Below are 17,206 nucleotides of genomic sequence, written 5' to 3'. Positions count from 1 at the left end.
GCGACTGCCTTTCCGGCTCCGAGTGAAGGACGGTCACGCCTTGTGCGCGAGGCCGCCGTAGGCGGCGATCGGGGCGGGTTCGCCGATCCGCGCGGGGTTGATGCGCCATTCGGTGATGCGCACGAACCCCGGCTCGTCGAAGGACAGGCCGTCGAAGGCTGCCCGGATCTGCTCCTGGGTACGTGGGTAGTACGGGACGCCACCGGATTTGGCGTATTCCTCGCACAACTCCACGTACGGCCGACTGTCGGTGGTGCCGTCCCACAGCACCAGATAGCTGCCCGACGGTACTGCCTGCATGACCGTGCGCACGATCCGCAGCATGTCGTCGTAGGTGCGGGCGTGCCCGAGCACCCCCATGAACATCACCGCGATGGGCTGCTCGAAGTTCAGCACGGTGCGGGCCTCGGCGATGATCTGCTCGGGATCGTGGAAGTCGCGCTCGATATAGGTGGTGACACCCTCGGCGGTGGTGTCGGTCAGCAACGCGCGCGCGTGGGCGAGTACCAGGGGGTCGTTGTCGACGTAGACGATCTTGGCTGCCGGCGCCACGGATTGGGCGACCTCATGGGTGTTCTGCATCGTGGGCAGGCCGGTGCCGACATCGAGGAACTGACGAATCCCGGCTTCGCGGGCGAGGTGGCTGACCGCGCGGATGAGGAACTCGCGCGATTGCACCGCCATGGTCGCGATGTCGGGATCGATCTTCAGGCTCTGCTCACCGACCTCCCGGTCGATCTCGTAGTTGTCCTTGCCGCCCATCCAGAAATTCCAGATCCGCGCCGAATGCGGGATATCGGTACGGATCACCGGTCCGGTCTCGTTCACGTCGAATTCCATTCCTTCGTCGATGTACACGCCCCACACCAGCCATGCTGCCCGCCCCGACCCGGTCGTGCACCTCCGGCGTCCTGCAACGCTACAAAGCGCAACCCAGCCCGTATAGTAGTCCGAACATGTTGCCCCAAAGCAACTTCCATAATCAGCCGAATCTGCATATTCGGTCCCACCGCGCGCAGCCCGGAATATCCGGTCCAGCCGGACATTCGACTTGAACTACCATGACAGGCGCACATAGTGACCATGGGTTCGGGTTCGCGGAACATCAGGCCGCGCCGTCCTGGCAGGAAGGACGACCGTGGCTGCTGACCTGGTCGAAGGCGAACTGAGTATCGATGGATTGCGCCGGACCTTCGGGGTGCGTCCACCGCGGCGGCAGCACGCGCCACTGGTGCTGGTGCTGCACGGAAACCAGGGGCCGGCGGCGACCGAGCGGCTGATGTACGACTGGACCAGCTTCGCCCGGCACGCCGACGAGTGGGGGATCGGGGTCGTCTACCCGGACGGGTGGGAAGGCTGTTGGGCCGACGGTCGCGGGGTCACCACGGCGGACGAGGCGGGCGTGGACGATGTCGCCTTCCTGCGGGCCGTGATCGACTGGTGCGCTGCGCAATTCGACAGCCAGGACGATCGCGCGGTCGTCACCGGCATCTCCAACGGTGCGTTCATGTCGCATCGGATGGCCCTCGAGGCCGGCGATCGGGTGGCGGTCTTCGCCGCCGTCGCGGGCGGGCTGCCGGAGGCGCTGACCGGGATCCGGCCCGGGCACGCGGTGTCGGCCATGCTCATCAACGGCGACGCCGATCCGGTGGTGCCGATCACCGGCGGCTACTCGCGGAATCTCGGTCCGAACGGCGAATCGCGGGGCGGCACCAAGGGATTGGCGGACTCCGCGCGATACTGGCGCGTGCTCGACGGTTGTGCCGGGCCCGGTGAGATCGTCACCACCGACCGGTCGACCCGCACCACGGTGAGCCAGGGCGTGGGCGGCACCGTGGTATCGGAGTGGACGGTCTTCGGCGGCGGCCATACCTGGCCAGGCACACCGGTGCCGGAGCCCTGGGCCGGCAGCCCGGGCTCGGCCGTGTCGCTGGAATTCGATGCCGCCGAGCAGATCTGGCGCTTCGCCGAGCCGCTGTTGTTGTCAGCGGACGCCCGCAAGCTCTGAAAAGCTCTATCCGCCAAAGGAGAACGGAATGGCGATCATCGGCAGGCTGCTGCGTAACCGGCGCGCCGCGCCCGAGGACCTGGCCTGGTGCCGGCCGAATCTGGCAGTGGGTGACGTCTTCGAGGTGACCAGCACGGATTTCGAGCACGAGGCGGCGCTCGATGTCCGGCACGCCATGAAACGGGTCGGGGGACAGGACCTGTCGCCCGCACTGGCCTGGTCGGGAGTCCCCGCGGGCACCGCGCAGCTGCTGCTGGTGGTGGAGGATCAGGACGCGCCGTTCGGCGGTCCGTTCGTGCACGCGCTCGCACTGCTCGATCCGAAGGTCGGCGAACTGCCCAGTGGCGCACTGGCTTCCGACAGCACCGTCGACGGTGTCGAGGTGCTGCGCTCGAGCTGGGGGCGCGGATACGTGGGTCCGGGTCCGGTCCCGGGGCACGGGCCGCACCGGTACGTCTTCCAGGTCTTCGCGCTGACGGAGCCGGTCGCCATCCCCGGCGGCGGCGCTCCTGAATCGGCCAAGCCGCGAGCGGTACTCGCCGCTGCCAGGGCGCACGCCCGGGGCCGTATCGACGGCTTCTACGAACGTCCCTGACGGGATACGGCAAAGACCCCCTGGGAATGACGAAGAGCCGCGGCCCGATAGGCCTGCGGCTCTGTTCTTTTCCGATACCACTGTCAGTTGGCGGTGTTGACCGGTAGCGACAGCACCACCTCCTGCTCGTTCTCGGGCAGGTAGTGGACGTTCACCACGCGGCCGACCTGGACCATCGAGACCGCCGCCGGGGGCAGGAACTTCTCGGTACGCGTCTCGAAGGCGCTGCCGTCCGGGCGGGTGACCACCAGCACCAGATCCAGTCGCGAGTGGCCGTCGCGGATCTCCCCGGGCACCGACAGCGACCGCACCACGGCCTGGGCCGCGATCCCGCGCCGGGCGATATCGAGCTTGGCGGGGGTGGTGAAGCCCTTGCGGATGTTGGCCGCGTTCATGGCCTCCTGCGCCGCGGAGGTATCTCCGGACATGTCCACCTCGACCTTCTCGAGCCGGTCGGGCAGGTAGCGGACCGGCAGCACCACGCCGGGCCGCAACAGCGCCAGCTGGGTCAGCGGCACGATCATCTTGGCGTGCGAGGCGAAGACCTTGCCGTCGGCGCCCTCGACCCGGAAGTCGATGCGCACCTGCGGCTGCTCGTTGAGGTAGACGCCGGTCTGGCGGACACCCTCGACGGTGCCCAGACCCACCAGGCCATTGCGGAACTGGGAGCTGTTGTTGCCGGTGAAGGCCGACATGATGCCGTCGCCGGTGAAGGCGAAGGCGATGGGGACGATGGTCAGGGCGATGATCGGCAGGGCCATCTGCGGGCCGACCCAGCCGAAGACGCTGTCGGAGGTGAGGCCGTGCCACAGGTAGTAGCCGATGGCCAGGACGCCGAGAGCGAGTGCTGCGTAGCGGATTTGGTTCTTCATGAGCTTTCCGGATCGGAGACGTGGGGGAGGAAGAGCCCGCTCATGCCCGGTGGCACGAGCGGGGAGAACAGGGCCCCCGCGTCGGGGGCCGGTGGACGGACCGGCTCAGCCGCCGACGATGGTGCTGCAGGCGAAGACGATCTCGAACTTCTCGGTCTTCGGGCCGGCCATCGGGTTGGACAGATCGGGGGTGCCGACGCCCTCGCCGGTGACGGTGTAGGTGTTGCCGCTCTTGGTCACCTTGGCGTTGCCGCCCGGCATGCCGTTGCCGAAGCCGAGCGCGTAGGGCTGGCCGTTGTCGCCGCCCTTGGTTCCGGTGATGCCGACCGCCTGCACGGTGGTGTCGCCGGTGATGGTGGCGCTCGCGCCGAGCGTGCCGTAGGTGGAGTTGCCGCTGTCGGTCAGTGCCAGCGCCAGATTGCCGCCCTGCTTGGCGCAGGTGGTCTCGAACTTGGCGGTGATCGCCTTGCCGTCGACCGAGGCCGAGGACGCGCCGCCGGCGGGGGCCGCGGAGCCCGGGGCCGAGGTGGCCGCGGCGGAGGTGGCCGCGGGGGCGGTGGTCGGGGTGGACTTGGAGCTGCTCGAGTTGCTGGAGCAACCGGTGACCAGCAGGGCCGCCGCGGCGGTGGCGGCGAGGACGGCGGTGGTCAGGCGGACGGGCTTGGAGTTCATGGTCATTCCTCGTTCTCGTGATGTTGGCTCCGTGGTGGAACCGATGCCAGAACCGTAGAAATCGGCACCCGGCCTACCGATCCCAACTTCCGGCACGCGAAAGGCGGTGGAACTGGGCTAACCTGGGCGAATGCGACGACCGCGGGCCATGGTGCTGGATGAGGTGTGGCGCCGCCTCGACGGGGTCGAACCCTTGAGCGGACCGCACGGCGGGCCCCTGCGGCGGACCGTCAAGCTGATCCTGGATCCGCTGGTCATCCGCCCGGTTCAGCACCCGCAGTGCGCGGGCTCGATGCTCTCCGCCGACGGAGCGGTGTTGCTGGCCACCCGGATTCACGCCGCCGCCGATGTCCTGCGCGCCACCGCGGCCTGGTTCACCCTGCTCAAGCAGACGCGCCGGGCGCTGCGGATCACCGAGGGCAATGCCCAGGACCTGTACTTCCAGCGCTGCTTCGAACTCGCCACCGTCTCGGGCCCGCCGGACCCGGTCGGCGACCGCCCCGCCGCGGAAGCCGCGCTGCGCGAGATCCACGGGCTCGCCGCCGGCCGCACCACCCAGGCGCTCAAGGAATACCTGTCCGAGCCCGCCCGGGTCGGCGAGCTGACCGAACTGATCCAGACGGCGTGGCGGCGGCGCCCGCTGACCGAGGTGCCCGACCACTCCGAGCTGCTGGCCGGACTCCTGGAGGACTGCGCCGCAACCAGATTCGACAGCGCCGGTGACCCCGCCGATCTCGACGCCGCCATCGACGCCTACGTCGGCACCCACACCGGAATCCGGCTGTGGCTCAATGAAATAGGATGCACCGCACAGGAATTCGGACTCACGCTGTACCCCCTTCCGCTCCCGCCCCAGGTCGGTTTCTCGGCCTCCACCGCCACCCTCGGCCTGCCCCTGGACCGCACCATCCACGAGCGCGTCTTCACCGTTCTGCAAGCCTCCAGCGAACGGTCCGACCTGCCTGCGATCCCCGAACTGGTCGCCGCCGAGATCGCCCGCGCCTGTGCCCCCTGGGCCCTGCTGGACGAATCCCTCCGGGTGGCCGCTGCCGCCGGTGCCACCCTGGCGGTCGACCTCCGCCCCCTCGGCGCACCGCTTCCCATCGGCTACGCCCCGGACGGCGACGCCACCCCCGCTCCCAGATCCACTGTCACCCTGGCCGGCGCGGCCACCGGTCTGCTGGGCGCGGCCGTCGGCCTGACCGGCACGGCCGCCGGGCTGCTCGCCGGCTCGACCGGGCTGGCGGGTACCGCGGCCGGGGTGACGGGCGCCGTCGCCGGATTGACCAGTGCCGCAGCCGGTCCGACCCGGCCGGGCGCGCCGGCGAGCGGTGGTGCGGCGGCGCGGTTGATCAATGGGCGATGGCAGCGCGAGGCCTATGTGCTGCAGGCCCGGCGCATGGCGGTGCGGGTGGACGCGGTCGACGGTCCACTGGGGGCGATAGCGGCGGATCTGCGCGTGCCGTGGCGCCCCTACCTGCGCAGACTATGGGCGCGACTGCACGGGCGGGACGTCCGTGAGTTCCCCGTGTACGCCGTGGACGAGCTCTGGGATCTACTGGACGGCGTGGCCCGGTCGGTGATCCTGGACCACCGGATGCGGGTGAAACGGGCCCTGGCCGCCGGCGCGGCGGCCGAGCCCGGCGATCGGGAATCGAGGGTGGGATGACGAACTCGGCGGTCACGATCCACCGCTACCCCGACGGGTTGCGCGGCATAGTCCCGGTCGGCGACCCGGCCGCCCTGCACGCCGCCCCGGGGCCCGACTCCATGGTGCTCGAGGTCGTCGGCGGCCACCTCATCTGGAGTGTGCTTGCCGGACAAGAACTTCCGGCGGCGCTGATCGACGATGTGGATGCCGCGCAGGAATGGGTGTGGGCGCTCTACGGCGAATCCGCCGCCCTGGCCCTCGACTCCGTCCGGCCGGGCGGGCCGGTAGCGATAGCAGACGAGCAGCCGGTACCGGCGGTCGCCACGGACGCGCGCCCGGTCGAGGTGCCCGCCGCTCCCGCGCTCCGGTCCCAGGCCGTCAGCGCCCGCCGACTCGCATACGCGCACTGGGCATCCCGGTGGTGGCCGGCGTCCACCCTGGACGGCATCGCCGACCTCGACCCGGCGCTGCTGGACCGCGATATCGCCCTGCTGACCGAGGAGTGCGAACTCCTGGTGGACGGCGTGGACGCGCTCGCCCCGCCCGCTCCCGCCTATCTCGAAACATCCTTGCGCGCTTCGGATTACGCCCTTGCCGCCGGTGACGAGGCCAGGCCCGGCGGCCCCCTGGTGCTGGCCCGCGGTAGCGGCGGGTGGGACTGGCGTCGCTGCCCGCCCGGGCTGGTCGACGCCTCCGAATCCGCGGTGTCCTGGGAACTCGTCCGCGACGCCGGAGCGACCAGCGTGGCCATCGCGGTGGCGGCGCATCCGGGCCTGCCCGATGCGGTTCCGGCCCACCTGCGGCCCTGGGCCCGCATCGATACCGGCCGCGGCGAGCTCGACACCGAGCTGCGGGCCGCCGACGACACCTGGATCGGCGAATCCGTGCTGTCCGCACCGGCTTCCGCCGTTCGGGTCGCCATCCACGTCCCCGGTTTCGGGCCGGATCCGGAGGCCGGCCCGGCCTCGGCCGATGGCCCGGCCACCGACACCGCGGCCGCCCTGCGCCGGCAGATCCGCGACTTCGCGACCGCCCGGCTCCGCACAGCGGCCGGCCCGGCCGTCGACGACTCCGGCCCGCTCGCCCCGTTGCTCGCCGAAATCGCGGCCGCAGAGGCGGATTCGGACTACTGACATGTCGCATGTGGAGTCGGTGGGCGACACCGCGGAGAGTCCATTGCTGCGGGCCGGGGCGGAGGCGGTCGCGCGGGGCGAGTTGTGGGAGGCGCTGCGGGTCTTCGAGCAGGCCGCGGAGACCGAGACCGGGGATCTGCGGCTGTGCGCGCTGGTGGACGTGGCGGTGGTGACCGATCAGCTGGGGGAGCACGCGGCGGCGGTGGAGCGGTTTCGGGAAGCGTTGGGGGAGATGTCTTCGGACGCGCGGCGGATGTATCCGGGTGCGCTGATCGGGTTGTCGCAGGCCATGCAGAACCTCGGGGATCTGGATGGGGCGCAGGAGGCGCTCGAGCGGGCTCGGTCGGCCCTGGATCGCGCGGATGCGCCGGGGGACCTGCGCCTGGCATGCCTGGTGTCGTCCACGGCGGTGGCGTTGCATCGGCAGCACTGGTGGCGGGCCCTCGATCTGGCGGTCGAATCCCTGGACGCGGCACGGCGTTTCGATCCCGAGCGGGTCGGGCACCCGCTCATGAATCTGGCCGCCGCCCACTTCGAGACCGGGCGCTGGGAGCTGGCACAGGATTTCGCCGGTCAAGCCCTGGCGGCCTTCGAGGCGGTGAACGACAGCGCGGGGGTGGCCCAGACCCGGCAGAACCTGGCGCTGATGTACACGCGTACCGGATCTTTCGATGAGGCCGAACCGCTGCTCGCCGCCGCCCAGGAGCACTTCGAGGCGGCCGGCGCGGCGCATCGCGCCGGAATCGGGCTGAAGGTCATGGGATTCATCGCCGAGCACCGGGGTCGGCCGGAGGTGGCGCAAGCCCGGTATCGCGAGGCTCTGCGCCGATTCGAGGAATCCGGGGCGGTCATCGACACCGCGGATGTGCGACTCCGCTCGGCCACCACCGCATTCGCGGCCGGGCGGTTCGAGGAGGGCGAATCCGAACTGGCCGCCGCCCGCGCCATCTACGCGGTGCGCGGCCTGGGCCTGCACTGCGCGCAGCTCGACTACTGGCACGCGGGGCTGCTGGAGCCGCTCGTCGCCCGGGTGCCCGGATTGCTCGCGCGGGCAGTGGATCTCGCGGTTCCGGCGGCGCTGGCCCTGGACGCCGTCCGCTACGAGCTACCCGACGGCGCCCAGCGCGACACCTGGAACCGTCGCATCGTGAATCCCGCGTTGCGCCTGGCCTTCCGGTACTCGTATCTGGCCGGTGATGCCCGGCTGGTCGCCGATCTCATCGAAAATCAATGTGCGGGAACAATTGTGGATATCGACAGGCTGTCAGCGGAACCACCCGCGCCGCTCGATCTGTTCCAGCCGTTCGAACCGCCGTCCGAGTCGGCCGCCGTTCAGGACGCGCTGCAACTCGGCACCGCGCTCGCGGTGGTGGCGGCCGGCGCGGGCCTGCCCGTCAGCCCGCCGCCACGGGTCTCCGTGCCGCCGGACGGCCATATCGCCCTGTCCGCCTGGCTGGATGCCGCCGAGCAACGCTACGGCCGTCGCGTCCGTGCCGAACGGGTGATACCCGTATGACACCGACCGTCTGCGTCCGCATGGCCGATGCGGGCGACCTCTACCTGACCTGGCGCTGGACCGACGAGAGCGCGCCCGGCGGCGTCGGCGTGGTGCCGGAGGACCAGGTCGCGGGAGCCGTGGCCCGGTTCGCGGCGGCCCTGCCCGCGCCCGGCGTGGCCGGTGGTCTCGAATCCGCGCTCACCACCGGTGAACTGGCCTCCTATCCGGCGGAAAACACGCTGGCCCAATACCTCTCGTCGACCTTCCTGCCCTACAACCTGGCGGTGCGGCTGCACGAGCTCTATTCGCAGGGCATCCGGCCGCGCATCCGCATCCAGCCGTCGCCGCGCACCGCGCAGGTGCCGTGGGAGCTCATCGCCCCCGATCCGGAGGTGCGACTGGTGGAGATCGCCGACGTGAGCGTGCTCGCGCCCACCGGCATCGTGCACGCGCCCGCCCGGGCGACACGGTCGTGGGCGGACACCCGGACGCTGCCGGTGGTCGCCATCCTGGATCCGCGGGTGCCCGGCTTCCGCGCCGACTCCGCACTGGGATCGGTACTCGGCCGGATGGCTGCGGACGCGCCACTCGCCGCCCTGGTCGCCACGCACGCCGCGGCCGATCGGCTGAGCCCGGCCGTCGGCGATCCCCTCGCGGCGTTCCGCCGGACCGATCTGGACCGGGCCTGGCTGAGCCGCACCCTGCACGCGGGCGCGGCCCGCCTGCTGTACGTCGGTCACGTCACCGCCGCGGCCCCCGAATCCGGCCGCAGCGAATCGGCCACCCTGCACCTGTCCTGCACCGCCGCCAGTCCGGGCTGCGCACCGGCCTACCGTGACCATCGCCCGCTCTCGGCCCGCGACCTGTTGCTCGGCACACACGCGCTCACGGACGGTGCGGGCCATGACTATTCGGGCAACGGGCACGGAGAGGCGGTTCCGCGCACCGGGCCCGAAATCTGGCCGATCCCGAGCCGGGTCGCCCTGATCGCCTGTGAGAGCGGCGGCGACCTCCGTTTCGCCGAGCCCCTCGGCCTGGTCGCGGCCATGCTCACCGGAGGCGCGGAAGTGGTGACGGCCGGACGCTGGCCACTGCCCACCGATCTCGCCTTCCATCGCTTCGCGGGCACGCCCACCACCACGCACCCCTTCCAGGAAGCGGTGTGCGCCATCGACGCCGCCCACGAATCGCCCGATCCGGTCGCCGCTCTCAACGCGTGGCAGCGCGCGCATCTGGCCGCCTGGCGCAGCACCGGCGAGATTCAGCACTCCCCGCTGATCTGGGCCGCCTTCGCCACGGTCGACGCCCGCCGCTGAGTCGCCGGAACGGCTGAGCCCCCAGAACTATCGCCCCAGGAAGTCACGGGTCACGGAAGGATAACGGCCCCACCAGCTTTCCGATGAAGCCTCACGAAAGATCGGGAGCGGAGGGCGCGAATGGCGCGAATCGTGACAGGCATCGTGGTGGCGGCGCTGGCGGCCGCCCTGGCATTGATCGCGGGGCCGATCGGCCGCGCCGAGCCGGATGGCCTGCGCCACTGCGAGGTCAGCGCGGGCCGGCAGCCCGAGACCGCGAAACCCGAAGAGGTGGGACTGGATTCGGCCGCGCTGCGGCAGGCGGTGGACTTGGCCTCCGACCCGACCCGATTCACCGTCCAGGTGTTCCGCAACAACTGCCTGATCGGCGGTGGGCCCACCAATCAACGCGCGGGCGGCGTCGCCTGGAATCTGTGGAGCGGCACCAAGAGCGTGGTGTCCATGGTCGCCGGGATCGCCGTGGACGCACACGAACTGCGCGTGGACGATCCGATCGACGTCTACCTGCCCGCCGGGCTCGGCGACGCCGAACATCGCGCGATCACCGTGCGCAGCCTGCTGACCGAGACCTCCGGCATGGAGGTCGCCATCGCCTCCGAGGGCGTCACCGGGCTGGCCCGGCTCGACCCGAACGTGGTGGCGCAGGCGCTGGCCATGCCCATCGAGCATCCGCAGGGCGAGACCTGGCAGTACAGTCAGCGGGCCGTGGACCTGCTGGTCTACGTCGTCCAGCAGGCCGTCGGCGAGGACTTCCAGACGTACGCGCAGCGGAACCTGTTCGACCCCTTGGGCATCGAGAAGTCCGACTATCTCTGGGCGCGGGACCGCAGCGGCAACACCTACGGGCACGCCCACCTGGTGCTGCCGCCCGACGACTACGCCAAACTCGGCCTGCTACTGGTGAATCGCGGCAATTGGCATGGCCGGCAGCTGATCTCCACCGGCTACCTGGCCGAGGCCACGACGCCGAACGATGTCAATCCCTGCTACGGCTTCCTGATCACCGTCAACGGCCCGGATTGCGAGGACCTGTTCCCGGGACTGCCCAAGGACGCCATCCAGATGGCCGGGATGATGCGCCAGGACAACTTCATCGTCCCCAGCCTGGGCCTGCTGGTCAGCTGGACCGGTGTCACGGTTCCCGGTGGCGCGGTGAGCTTTCCGCACGACGTGCTGCGGGGGCTCACCACCGCGTTCCGGACCCCGAGCCTGCCCGACCCGGGTCCGTACGTACCACGGCCGGACACCAGCCTCACCGACCCGATGTTCATGAACCCGGACGCCACGCTGTCCGCTCTGGGCCTGGGCCCGATGGCCTACCCGGGCTGCGGCATTCTGGAATGCCTCGGGAAGCCGCTGTATCCGCCGTTCGGCGACTGGCCGCCGGGCTGCTTCATCCTCGGCTGTGTGGGGACCGACCCGGCGACCCCCGGCATCCGCTGACCGGACGCTACTGCGGCTGACCGCAGTTGGCGCAGAAGGCCGCCCCGACCTGCACCTGATGGCCGCAACCGCGGCAATTCGATTGCAGGGACAGGGCGGTGCCGCAGGTGGAGCAGAACTTGCCGCCGGTGGTGTGCGCGCCGCAGGTCGGGCAGGACACCCGGGCCGGGGTGGCCACATCGTGCTGGGACACCCAGTCCTGCTGATAGGCGGCTTCGCGGATCTGCGAGCCGCGGGCCTCGGCCTGTGCCTGGGCGATCTGGTGCGCCACCTGCGGCGAGCAGTTGGTGCACTGACCGACCTGCTCGTTCCAGCACACCCGGTGGCAGACCCAGCGGCCGCAGCCGCCGCACAGCCGGAAGTCGTTGCGCACCTGCTCGACCGCGCGCGCGAACGCCTTGTCCTTGGTGCTGGAGGAGGAGCCGCCCCAGTGGTTCGAGTAGCTCTCCGCGGCATTGGAGATCTTGTCGATGGCACGCACCTGATCGCCGAAGAGGTCGCGCAGCACACGCAGCGCACCCCGGCCGCGGGAGAAGTAGTTCTGTTCGAACGGCGACTTGTAGGCGGTGCTGCAGCGATCACAGCGGAACTCCCACTGGAATCCGTCGTCATTGGATTCGTCGTGGTAGTAGCTGGTGAAGACGACCGGACCGGTCATGGTCGAGTTATTCCTTTGCGGCTGAGCGGAACTCTGTGAACGGACGCGCCCGGAGCCCCCCGGACCGTGTTTCGTCAGGTTCTTATCGTATGACTCGCTTCGCCCGCAACACATCCCACGAATCCCCCGCGGCCGGGGATGCGGGTCAGTCGGTGAAGCCGACCTCCACCTCGGTGCGGTCGCGCCGGGTGTACATGTCCCAGTACCGATCACCCAGTTCGTTATTGGTCATGCGCGGGATGCTCACGCCCGGCGGAACCAGCTCGGGATGCTCGTCGACCATCTGCTCGGCCCGGCTGTCGCCGATCAGTACGCCGATATTCAGCAGGCCGACGTACACGCCGGTACCGCGCAACTCCTCGGCGAGCTGCAGCAGGTAGCCGCGCTGGGCGGCCAGGGCGACACCGATATTGGCCAGGTACGGCAGCACCGTGTGGGCGGACGACCCGGAGGAGTACAGCAGTGCCCCCTCTCCGCGCTCGATCATGGCGGGCGCCAGGGCCCGGGTCATGAGCACGGGGGAGTGGAGTTTCAGCGCCATCGGGACGCGCAGGTCCGGAAGGTCCAGGGCGAGTGTGGCGGAAATGCGATCGGTCATCTCGCCGGCCGCGCCGTGCAGGGCGACATCGATGTCGCCGAAGGTCTTTCGGATGGTCGCGACGGCATCGGTGAGCTGCGCCGCGTCCGTCACATCGGCCGGGAAGGCGGCGGCCTCGATGCCTTCGGCCTTCAGCTCGACGACGTGCTGCTCGGCCTTGCCGGGTTTGCGGCCGATGACGGCCACCCGGAAGCCCTCCCGGCCGAAGCGCCGGGCGACGCCCATGCCCAGGCCCGGGCCGAATCCGAAGATCGCGATGGTCTTGCTCATGCTCGTTCCTCACTAAGTTGAGCCATGGTTCAAGTTATGTGACCGACGCTAGCATGAAGTTGAACCTATGCTCAACTTAAATCCGCGGCCCGATTTGTAGGATCGGCGAATGCCCGCGCAGAAACCCCTCCGCCTCGACGCCCGCCGCAATCGCGACGCGCTGGTGACCGCGGCGCGCGAGGTCTTCGCCGAACGCGGGCTCGACGCGCCGCTCAAGGAGATCGCCGCCCGCGCGGGCGTGGCCATCGGCACGCTGTACAACCGCTTCCCGACCCGGGACGATCTGATCGCGGCGGCCGTGGAGGATCGCATCGAGGCGGGCGGTCGCATTGCGGAAGAGGCGCTGGCACTTGATGATCCGTGGGGGTCGTTCGTCTATCTCGTCGAAAAGATCTGTGAGCTACAGGCTTACGACCGGCTGCTCAACGAGCTGGCGCTGCGGGCCGCGCCCAGCCCGGAGATCGCCGCGCAACGCGATCGCGGGCATGCGATCATGCGCGAAATCATCACGCGCGCACAGGATGCCGGGGTGCTGCGGGCGGACTGGGCGCTCGAGGACATCGCGTTCATCACCTGGTCGCACACCCGGGTGGTGGAGCAGACCGCGGGCATCGCACCCGAGGCCTGGCGGCGCAATCTGGCGCTCATGCTCGATGGGCTGCGCGCGGAAGCCGCTCACCCGCTGCCGGTTCCGCCGATCAGCGAGCAGCAGCTGAACCGCTCGCTGCTGGCCGATCCGGACCGCGACTGATCGGCGGTTCGCCGCCCCGGGAAAACGGCGGAATCGGCTCCGGTTACCGTCGAGGGGATAATTCGTTCGCTTGTGTGTTGGAGGTAGTGACAATGGCAGGGATTCCCGCGGTACCGACCTCGCTGCTGGTGGCCGGAGGGCTCACCGGTGGCTTCGCCCTCGCTCAGGCCACCAAGAAGCGTCAGCTCGGTGGCGCGGTGTTCGCGGCGGGCACGGCGGCCGCCTTCCCGCGCTGGCGCAAGACGGTCGGCACCGGTGGTGCGGCCGCGTTGACCGGGCTCGCCGTCGGCGCGATGGGCGCCTCGCACCCGCTCGCCAAGAAGATCGGCGCCTGGCCGTCGGTCGCGGTGGTGTCCGGTGTGGTCGCGGTGGCCGCGTGGGCCGCGGTGGACCGTCGCGCCTGATTCATCCGCCGGTCCTCCGGCGTGTTTCGGACCGTAAGGTTCGAGTACGTGCCGGGGGACCGGAAGCGCAATACCGTGGAGTATGCGCACTTTCGTTCATCTGCTGCTGTTCGCCGCCGCCATCGCGGTGGCGGTCGGGGTTTTCGGTCCGCTGGTCGGCACGGTCGACGCGCGGAATGTCCAGTTCTCCGACCTGCGGAGCGGATTCGCCTCGGGCCGATCACTGGACCAGATCGGCGGGCATTCAGGGTCCTTCACGACCTCCCTGGCCATCGGGCTGCTGGGGGTGGCGGCCGTGGTGCTGGTGGCCGCGCTGGTCGGATCGCGGATCCTGGGCTGGATCGGCGTCCTCGTCGGCCTGGCCGGGCTCGGCGTGCTGACCTGGCGGCTCGACCAGCGCTTCGATCACGAGTTGCGCACCGACTATCGGCATCTGCTCAGCGGGACCTGGGGGTTGTACCTGGTCGGCGGCGGGCTGGTGCTGTCGCTACTGCTCCTGCTGATCCCCCGCGAGCGCCGCTTGTCGCCGCCGCCCGGACCCGGCTTCTGATCTCGTAATCCACTGTCGGGCTTCACTGTTCGATCAACTACCGAACCACCACGTAACCCGGCGTCGTATCTAGGGCGAACGAGGAGGTTCATTCAATGCACACCAGCAACGCCCTGATCGCCGTCCGGAAACCGCTGACCTGCCTGGTCGCGGCCGGAGCCCTGTTCGCCACCGCCGCCGGCATCGCCGCGGCCGAACCGCCGGGCTCGACGATCTCGGGCGGCTCCGGGGCCGGATCCACCGCCCCCGGCACATCCCACCACACCGTCATCACCTACTCGACCGACCCTTACGGCTACTCCTACCAGTACGAATACGTCGACCCCGCCCCACAACCCGTCGCCCCCGACCCGGCTACCACCAACCGGCTCAGCACCGGCGGTTCGGACCACACCTGGATGCCCGTCGCCCGCCCCGATGGCACCGGCTGGACGGTGTGCACCCCCTATTCCACCGTCTGCAGATAATCCCCCCGCAGTCGAAAATCCTGACTCGCCCTGGGCGGGATCGCTCCGAACCGCCGCTCTCGCAGTGAATTCCGAAATCTCACCGGCCGAGTAGCTGGATCAATCTGCGCAGCTGCGCGCTGTAATACTCTTCGAATTCCGGTGAGCCGGGCTGCTTTCCAGTCGCCTGCAGGGCAGTCTCGGGAAGCATGACGGGTGCCAGGATGATGCCCATCATGGCCATTCTGATGAAGGCGGGGTCGATCCCGGGGGAGATCTCCCCGCGTTCCTGGGCTCGGGTCAGGTTCTCCAGATCGGCGTCGACAGTGGCCGACCCGTCCAAATAGTCGGTGGCAGAACCACTTCCGGTGAGTCCCCGCCACACCAGCAGGCGGGCCGGGCGTGGATCGGCGAGCACCGCGGACAGATACCGGGCTGCGACCTCGTCGAGCGGCAGTTCCGGATCCGCACGCTCGGCTTCCGCCGCGGGCCAGCCACGCTGAATCTCTTGGTACAGGCCCTCTTTGCCGCCGAAGTAGTAGGCGATCAGCTGCTTGTTGACCCCGGCACGATCGGCGATCTCTTGCACCCTGGCACCGTCGAAACCCTTGGCGGCGAACTCGTCCAGGGCCGCGTCCAGCAGGGCCTGGCGAGAGCGCTCGGCGTCGCGCCGGCGATCGGCGGCGCTGGGCGCGCGCCGGGGCCGGCGGCCCGCGGCAGGCGGGCCGGGGTCCGTGTCGGGGTCGGGCGCGGTTGCCATCCGACCATCGTAATGCGGCGGATGACTGTGTCATCCACCGAGCCGACTGTGTCATACCTCCATATGTCATCCATTTGGTTGACACTTTTATCCGAACGGATGACACTTCGACGTGTGACTATCTCGAACATGCCGGGCGCGGCCGAGGATCGGGCCGCGCTCACTCCGCAGGCGCGCCGGGCCATCGCGGTCGTGCTGGTCGGCGCGATACTCGCCTTCCTCGACGCGACCGTCGTCAATGTGTCCCTGAAATCGCTGGCCGCCGATCTGGGCGGCACGCTCGACGCGATTCAGTGGGTCGTCACCGTCTACCTGCTGGTGCAGGCGGCCGTGCTACCCGTGACCGGCTGGGCCGCACGGCGCGTCGGACGTAAACGGCTCTATCTCGGTGCGTTGCTGCTGTTCACGCTCGCCTCGGTGGCCTGTGCCGCCGCGGGGAGCGTCGGCACGCTGATCGCGGCCCGGGTGGCCCAGGGGCTGGGGGCCGGGATCATGATCCCGGTCGGGCAGATGATCCTGGTCACCGCGGCAGGGCGGGACGGGATGGCGAAAGCCATGGCGGCGGCGGGCATTCCGATGGTGCTGACCCCGGTGATCGGACCGACGATCGGCGGGCTGCTGCTGGAATACGCGGGCTGGCAATGGATTTTCCTGATCAACGCGCCGGTCGGCGCGATCGGGCTGGTGCTGGCCGCGCGGCTGCTGCCGCGGGATGAGCGCGCCGAATCCGCCGAGGCGCTTGATGCGCTCGGTCTGATCCTGGTCTCGGCGGGCATGGTCGGAATCACCTACGGACTGTCTGCGGCGGCGTCACGTGGATTGACCGACCCGAAGGTGCTCGTAACACTGTGCGGCGGTGTGATTCTGGTCGCGGTATTCGTCGCGCATTCGCTGCGGGTCCGGAATCCGATCCTGGACCTGCGCCTGTGGCGGGACCGCTACTTCGCCGCTGGGACGGCCTCGACCCTCGTGATCGGCGCGGTGACGTTCGGGGCAATGGTGCTGCTGCCCTTGTACTTTCAGCTGATACGCCATCAGGACGCCGCGCATACCGGCCTGCTGATGGCACCGCAGGGTGTCGGCGCGGCCATTGCCATGGGCCTGTCCGCGCGCCTCTATGAGCGCGTCGGCGCCCTCACCTGCCTGCTGGGTGCCCTCGTCTGCTGCGTCGCCACCGTTCCGTTCATGCTGCTCGCCGACGACACCCCCTACTGGCTGCTCTGCCTCGCCATGATCGTGCGCGGCCTGGGTATCGGACTGGCCGCCATGCCCGCCATGACGGCGGCCATGCGGGAGCTCACTCCGTCCCAGATCATCGACGCCACACCACAACTCACCGTCATGCAGCGTATCGGCGGCTCGATCGGCACCGCCGCCTTCGTAGTGATCCTGCAACGGCACCTGCCTGGCGGGATCGGCCGGCCAGGCCGAGGGGACGCCTTCGCGATGACCTTCGCCTGGGTTTTCGCGGGCTCCGCCCTCGCCCTCCTGCCGACCGGGCTGTTGGCGGTGCTGGAGCGTCGATCGCGTAAGCGCCCGGCGGTCAGCGCCGTGGCGAGTTGATCGGCGATGCGGTCCCGG

18 protein-coding genes are annotated in these 17,206 nt (G+C 69.8%); 12 read left to right on the top strand and 6 right to left on the bottom strand.

The window, feature by feature from the left end:
* Window positions 1-33: 33 nt before the first annotated feature.
* Complete coding sequence (locus tag ACWEQQ_RS11995) at window positions 34-858, bottom strand: SAM-dependent methyltransferase (protein WP_452348204.1); 825 nt, start codon at window positions 856-858, stop codon at window positions 34-36.
* Window positions 859-1,138: 280 nt separating this feature from the next.
* Between ACWEQQ_RS11995 and ACWEQQ_RS11990 the strand changes: the two genes are divergently transcribed.
* Together ACWEQQ_RS11990 and ACWEQQ_RS11985 are read left to right on the top strand one after the other, a co-directional pair.
* Window positions 1,139-2,008: an alpha/beta hydrolase family esterase gene (locus tag ACWEQQ_RS11990; RefSeq protein WP_452348203.1), complete on the top strand. Its 870-nt coding sequence runs from the start codon at window positions 1,139-1,141 to the stop codon at window positions 2,006-2,008.
* A gap of 28 nt (window positions 2,009-2,036) precedes the next feature.
* A complete protein-coding gene (locus ACWEQQ_RS11985; RefSeq protein WP_452348202.1) occupies window positions 2,037-2,603 on the top strand; it encodes a YbhB/YbcL family Raf kinase inhibitor-like protein in 567 nt (188 codons plus the stop codon).
* An 83-nt stretch (window positions 2,604-2,686) separates the two neighbouring features.
* Here ACWEQQ_RS11985 and ACWEQQ_RS11980 read toward each other — a convergent pair whose 3' ends face one another.
* Window positions 2,687-3,475: a hypothetical protein gene (locus ACWEQQ_RS11980; RefSeq protein WP_452341286.1), complete on the bottom strand. Its 789-nt coding sequence runs from the start codon at window positions 3,473-3,475 to the stop codon at window positions 2,687-2,689.
* Between the two features lie 105 nt (window positions 3,476-3,580).
* Window positions 3,581-4,147: a lipoprotein LpqH gene (locus ACWEQQ_RS11975; RefSeq protein WP_452341287.1), complete on the bottom strand. Its 567-nt coding sequence runs from the start codon at window positions 4,145-4,147 to the stop codon at window positions 3,581-3,583.
* Window positions 4,148-4,295: 148 nt separating this feature from the next.
* On the opposite strand from ACWEQQ_RS11975, the gene ACWEQQ_RS11970 reads away from it, so the two are divergent.
* The 5 genes from ACWEQQ_RS11970 (at window position 4,296) to ACWEQQ_RS11950 (ending at window position 11,188) form a co-directional block, all read left to right on the top strand.
* Window positions 4,296-5,816, top strand: a complete 1,521-nt coding sequence (locus tag ACWEQQ_RS11970) for a hypothetical protein (protein WP_452348320.1) — start codon at window positions 4,296-4,298, stop codon at window positions 5,814-5,816.
* The gene (locus ACWEQQ_RS11965) at window positions 5,813-6,931 is read left to right on the top strand and encodes a hypothetical protein (protein WP_452348201.1); all 1,119 of its coding nucleotides are present in this window, start codon (window positions 5,813-5,815) and stop codon (window positions 6,929-6,931) included. The genes ACWEQQ_RS11970 and ACWEQQ_RS11965 overlap by 4 nt, the downstream gene beginning before the upstream one ends.
* Window position 6,932: 1 nt before the next feature.
* Window positions 6,933-8,447 (top strand): tetratricopeptide repeat protein, encoded by a 1,515-nt coding sequence (locus ACWEQQ_RS11960; protein ID WP_452348200.1) that lies wholly within the window; start codon window positions 6,933-6,935, stop codon window positions 8,445-8,447.
* Window positions 8,444-9,745, top strand: coding sequence for a CHAT domain-containing protein (locus ACWEQQ_RS11955; RefSeq protein WP_452341290.1), 1,302 nt, complete (start codon window positions 8,444-8,446; stop codon window positions 9,743-9,745). The genes ACWEQQ_RS11960 and ACWEQQ_RS11955 overlap by 4 nt, the downstream gene beginning before the upstream one ends.
* Window positions 9,746-9,865: 120 nt before the next feature.
* The gene (locus ACWEQQ_RS11950; RefSeq protein ID WP_452348199.1) at window positions 9,866-11,188 is read left to right on the top strand and encodes a serine hydrolase domain-containing protein; all 1,323 of its coding nucleotides are present in this window, start codon (window positions 9,866-9,868) and stop codon (window positions 11,186-11,188) included.
* Window positions 11,189-11,195: 7 nt separating this feature from the next.
* Here the strand turns inward: ACWEQQ_RS11950 and ACWEQQ_RS11945 are convergent, their stop codons facing one another.
* Together ACWEQQ_RS11945 and ACWEQQ_RS11940 are read right to left on the bottom strand one after the other, a co-directional pair.
* Complete coding sequence (locus ACWEQQ_RS11945; RefSeq protein ID WP_452341292.1) at window positions 11,196-11,846, bottom strand: double zinc ribbon domain-containing protein; 651 nt, start codon at window positions 11,844-11,846, stop codon at window positions 11,196-11,198.
* Between the two features lie 145 nt (window positions 11,847-11,991).
* Complete coding sequence (locus tag ACWEQQ_RS11940) at window positions 11,992-12,714, bottom strand: SDR family NAD(P)-dependent oxidoreductase (protein ID WP_452348198.1); 723 nt, start codon at window positions 12,712-12,714, stop codon at window positions 11,992-11,994.
* A gap of 109 nt (window positions 12,715-12,823) precedes the next feature.
* Here ACWEQQ_RS11940 and ACWEQQ_RS11935 point away from each other — a divergent pair, with 109 nt between their 5' ends.
* From ACWEQQ_RS11935 to ACWEQQ_RS11920, 4 genes are all read left to right on the top strand, one after another.
* The gene (locus ACWEQQ_RS11935; protein WP_452341294.1) at window positions 12,824-13,465 is read left to right on the top strand and encodes a TetR/AcrR family transcriptional regulator; all 642 of its coding nucleotides are present in this window, start codon (window positions 12,824-12,826) and stop codon (window positions 13,463-13,465) included.
* 92 nt (window positions 13,466-13,557) lie between these two features.
* Window positions 13,558-13,869, top strand: coding sequence for a hypothetical protein (locus ACWEQQ_RS11930; RefSeq protein WP_354835563.1), 312 nt, complete (start codon window positions 13,558-13,560; stop codon window positions 13,867-13,869).
* An 82-nt stretch (window positions 13,870-13,951) separates the two neighbouring features.
* Window positions 13,952-14,419: a hypothetical protein gene (locus ACWEQQ_RS11925; RefSeq protein ID WP_452348197.1), complete on the top strand. Its 468-nt coding sequence runs from the start codon at window positions 13,952-13,954 to the stop codon at window positions 14,417-14,419.
* 95 nt (window positions 14,420-14,514) lie between these two features.
* A complete protein-coding gene (locus ACWEQQ_RS11920; protein ID WP_452348196.1) occupies window positions 14,515-14,886 on the top strand; it encodes a hypothetical protein in 372 nt (123 codons plus the stop codon).
* A gap of 79 nt (window positions 14,887-14,965) precedes the next feature.
* Here the strand turns inward: ACWEQQ_RS11920 and ACWEQQ_RS11915 are convergent, their stop codons facing one another.
* Window positions 14,966-15,625, bottom strand: a complete 660-nt coding sequence (locus tag ACWEQQ_RS11915) for a TetR/AcrR family transcriptional regulator (RefSeq protein WP_452341297.1) — start codon at window positions 15,623-15,625, stop codon at window positions 14,966-14,968.
* 114 nt (window positions 15,626-15,739) lie between these two features.
* Between ACWEQQ_RS11915 and ACWEQQ_RS11910 the strand changes: the two genes are divergently transcribed.
* A complete protein-coding gene (locus ACWEQQ_RS11910; RefSeq protein ID WP_452348195.1) occupies window positions 15,740-17,188 on the top strand; it encodes a DHA2 family efflux MFS transporter permease subunit in 1,449 nt (482 codons plus the stop codon).
* Window positions 17,189-17,206: the final 18 nt, after the last annotated feature.

Source organism: Nocardia sp. NPDC004123, assembly GCF_053603795.1.
The sequence above is the reverse complement of the archived record's forward strand: the minus strand, read 5'-3'. Positions and strand labels throughout refer to the sequence as shown.

Coding starts and splice junctions, on each gene's coding strand:
- ACWEQQ_RS11925 (WP_452348197.1), top strand. CDS start 13,952: ATGCGCACTTTCGTTCATCTGCTGCTGTTCGCCGCCGCCATCGCGGTG.
- ACWEQQ_RS11985 (WP_452348202.1), top strand. CDS start 2,037: ATGGCGATCATCGGCAGGCTGCTGCGTAACCGGCGCGCCGCGCCCGAG.
- ACWEQQ_RS11975 (WP_452341287.1), bottom strand. CDS start 4,147: ATGAACTCCAAGCCCGTCCGCCTGACCACCGCCGTCCTCGCCGCCACC.
- ACWEQQ_RS11920 (WP_452348196.1), top strand. CDS start 14,515: ATGCACACCAGCAACGCCCTGATCGCCGTCCGGAAACCGCTGACCTGC.
- ACWEQQ_RS11970 (WP_452348320.1), top strand. CDS start 4,296: ATGGTGCTGGATGAGGTGTGGCGCCGCCTCGACGGGGTCGAACCCTTG.
- ACWEQQ_RS11940 (WP_452348198.1), bottom strand. CDS start 12,714: ATGAGCAAGACCATCGCGATCTTCGGATTCGGCCCGGGCCTGGGCATG.
- ACWEQQ_RS11935 (WP_452341294.1), top strand. CDS start 12,824: ATGCCCGCGCAGAAACCCCTCCGCCTCGACGCCCGCCGCAATCGCGAC.
- ACWEQQ_RS11965 (WP_452348201.1), top strand. CDS start 5,813: ATGACGAACTCGGCGGTCACGATCCACCGCTACCCCGACGGGTTGCGC.
- ACWEQQ_RS11950 (WP_452348199.1), top strand. CDS start 9,866: ATGGCGCGAATCGTGACAGGCATCGTGGTGGCGGCGCTGGCGGCCGCC.
- ACWEQQ_RS11915 (WP_452341297.1), bottom strand. CDS start 15,625: ATGGCAACCGCGCCCGACCCCGACACGGACCCCGGCCCGCCTGCCGCG.
- ACWEQQ_RS11960 (WP_452348200.1), top strand. CDS start 6,933: ATGTCGCATGTGGAGTCGGTGGGCGACACCGCGGAGAGTCCATTGCTG.
- ACWEQQ_RS11955 (WP_452341290.1), top strand. CDS start 8,444: ATGACACCGACCGTCTGCGTCCGCATGGCCGATGCGGGCGACCTCTAC.
- ACWEQQ_RS11980 (WP_452341286.1), bottom strand. CDS start 3,475: ATGAAGAACCAAATCCGCTACGCAGCACTCGCTCTCGGCGTCCTGGCC.
- ACWEQQ_RS11945 (WP_452341292.1), bottom strand. CDS start 11,846: ATGACCGGTCCGGTCGTCTTCACCAGCTACTACCACGACGAATCCAAT.
- ACWEQQ_RS11930 (WP_354835563.1), top strand. CDS start 13,558: ATGGCAGGGATTCCCGCGGTACCGACCTCGCTGCTGGTGGCCGGAGGG.